Raw genomic sequence first — 2,780 nt, 5'->3', positions numbered from 1 at the left:
CGTCATCAGTCAGAACAATATCCACTGCTCGCGGACCCCGGGTTGCCATTCCCTAGCCTAACAACCGAACGGAAATTAATGACTCAGGACACTAGATCCGCAGCAACTAACGATTTTCTTTCCGGTGCATACTATAAGAAGATCGCTCAGACCCTTGAACGCGGAAAGTTTGATCTTCTTTTCCTTCCGGATGCTCTCGCAGTCGAGGACAGCTACGGCCATGATCTGCAAACAGGCGTCGGACTGGGCGGCCAGGGCGCGATCGCACTCGAGCCCGCCACGGTGGTGGCGACGATGGCCGCCGTGACCGACCGGTTGGGACTTGGAGCCACCATCTCCACCACGTATTACCCGCCGTTTCACGTCGCCCGTATCCTGGCAACGCTGGATAACCTGTCCGACGGGCGGGTGTCGTGGAACATCGTGACATCGCTGAACGATTCAGAGGCAAAGAACTTCGGAATCGATGCTCATCTTGAACACGACACCCGTTACGACCGCGCGGACGAGTTCGTCGAGGTCGTACGTAAGCTGTGGAACTCGTGGGACGATGATGCGCTGCTGTTGGACAAGATCTGCGGCCGGTTCGCTGATCCTAAGAAAGTTCATTACGTCGATCACCGTGGTGACTGGTTCGACGTGCGCGGCCCCCTGCAAATCCCCCCTTCAAGTCAGCGCGAGCCAGTACTCCTCCAGGCCGGATTGTCGCCTCGCGGTAGACGTTTCGCGGGCCAGTGGGCCGACGCCGTGTTCAGCATCTCGCCGACGCTGGAGATGATGCAGCGCACGTACCAGGACATCAAGGGGCAAGTGAGTGCCGCGGGTCGCAACCCCGACGCCACGAAGGTTTTCACAGCTGTCATGCCCATACTTGGGGAGACCGAGGCGATCGCACGCGATCGCCTCGAATACATCAACGGTCTCGTCCACCCCGAGGTCGGTCTGTCGACGTTGTCGAGTCATAGTGGAATCGACTTGTCCGCCTTCCCCCTAGACGCGAAGTACTCCGACATCGTCGCGAGCTTGGGGGACGCGCACATCCCCACCATGCTCCACATGTTCTCCACGGTTGCGAGCGACGGCGAGGATCTGACACTGGCCGACCTTGGAAAGCGTTATGGCACGAACGTGGGTTTTGTCCCGCAGTGGGGAGGAACGCCCACCCAGATCGCCGACAGACTGGTCGAGTACTTCGATGCGAGAGCGGCTGATGGGTTCATCATCTCCGCCGCCTATCTGCCCGGCGTTTACGAGGACTTTGTCGACCAGGTGGTGCCGCTGTTGCAAGAACGTGGGGTATTCCGCGACGAGTATGAGGGATCAACGCTGCGCGACCACCTCGGCCTGGAACTGCCAAGCGGGGCGGCGGCGCTGTGACCGACACCAGCTCAGCGGTCCACACCCTCGCGTACAGCAACTGCCCTGTTCCCAACGCCCTGCTGGTTGGCCGCGAGTCGCAGTTGCTCGCCGAGGCTGGCATCAATCTGGACGTGCTGGGAGGGCCGCTGGGCTCCTTGCACTTCACCTACGATCATCCCGCTTACACCCGATTCGGCGGAGAGATCCCGCCGTTGGTGAGTGAGGGCCTGCGTGCACCGGGTCGCACACGCCTCCTGGGCGTCACCCTGTTCGAGGGAAAGCTGGGCTTTTACGCGGCCGACCCCACCCTGACCGCACCGGAGCAACTGGCGGGGCATCGTGTCGGCGTATCCGCATCGGCAATCCGGATCCTGCGCGGCGACCTTGGTGACTACCGACAGCTCGACCCGTGGCGCCAGACTCTCGTCGCACTGGGCACTTGGGAGGCGCGAGCCCTGCAGCACACCCTTCGTCACTCCGGCGTAACAGTAAACGATATCGAGCTCGTACCCATTGAGACGGCGGGAGTCGACTTACCGCAGGACCGACTCAGCGCATCGGCATCAGTGAACGGTTCGGACCTCTTTCCCGCCGTCGGGGCCCATCAGGCACAAGTCTTTGCCGGGGGGACGGTCGATGCGCTATTCAGCTGGCTTCCGTGGTCCGCGGAGTTCGAAGACCTCACCGGTGTTAGACCGCTGCGTGACCTGAGCTTGGACAGGACAAGCCACTACGCCAGCGTTTGGACAATCAGCGCGCAACTCGTCGATAAGAACCCGTCACTCGTGCAGCATCTGGTGGATACGGTGGTCCGGGCAGGCTCCTGGGCGCGCGATCATCTGACCGAGACAGTCGCGATTCATGCCCGCAACCTCGGTGTTAGCGAGACTGCGGTGACACGCGGTTTCGGCGAGCACTTCACCGACAACTTAGTACCCACCCTCGACCACGATGCGCTCACTGTCCTTGCTGCGACACAGCGGTACCTGGTCGACCACGATCTGGTGGATAAGGCGATCGACCTGACTGATTGGTCGGCCCCGGAATTTCTGCAGACGAGCCTGCGTACATGCGCGGCCGGCACATCAGCGATTGGAGAATACGAATGACAGTCACCGACGACACGGCGGCGGCCACCGACCGGCGGGCGGGCGATCCTCTCGCGGTGGCTCGAGACCTTGCTGCAAGCTGGCGGGAGGGAATCGTCGAACGGGATCGCGATGGGGGGCCAGCCACCCGTGAGAAAGAGGACTTACGCCTAAGTGGTCTGCTGGCGCTCGCGGTACCCGAGGAGCACGGTGGTTGGGGCGCAGATTGGCCGACGGTCTGAACCGCCCCGGGTCTGTCGGAGGCTCTCGAACCTGTGAAGGATGGAGAGCATGGCAGCACCACGCAAGTACAGTGAGGAACTCAAGGACCGG

The 2,780-nt window shown here is 61.9% G+C and carries 2 protein-coding genes; both read left to right on the top strand.

The window, feature by feature from the left end; all coding sequences use genetic code 11:
* Positions 1–78: 78 nt before the first annotated feature.
* The gene (locus ACFUEJ_RS24080) at positions 79–1,377 is read left to right on the top strand and encodes an LLM class flavin-dependent oxidoreductase (protein ID WP_068970850.1); all 1,299 of its coding nucleotides are present in this window, start codon (positions 79–81) and stop codon (positions 1,375–1,377) included.
* Entirely contained in the window at positions 1,374–2,468 is a 1,095-nt protein-coding gene (locus ACFUEJ_RS24075; RefSeq protein ID WP_004022072.1) for a hypothetical protein, read from the top strand. Before ACFUEJ_RS24080 ends, ACFUEJ_RS24075 begins: the two co-directional genes overlap by 4 nt.
* Positions 2,469–2,780: the final 312 nt, after the last annotated feature.

Origin of the sequence: Gordonia sp. NPDC057258 (assembly GCF_042668985.1) — a bacterium.
GTDB classification, from domain to species: Bacteria; Actinomycetota; Actinomycetes; order Mycobacteriales; family Mycobacteriaceae; genus Gordonia; species Gordonia hongkongensis.
The sequence above is the reverse complement of the archived record's forward strand: the minus strand, read 5'-3'. Positions and strand labels throughout refer to the sequence as shown.

Bases quoted from the DNA above. Each gene is read 5' to 3' on its own strand.
- ACFUEJ_RS24080 (WP_068970850.1), top strand. From the start codon at position 79: ATGACTCAGGACACTAGATCCGCAGCAACTAACGATTTTCTTTCCGGT.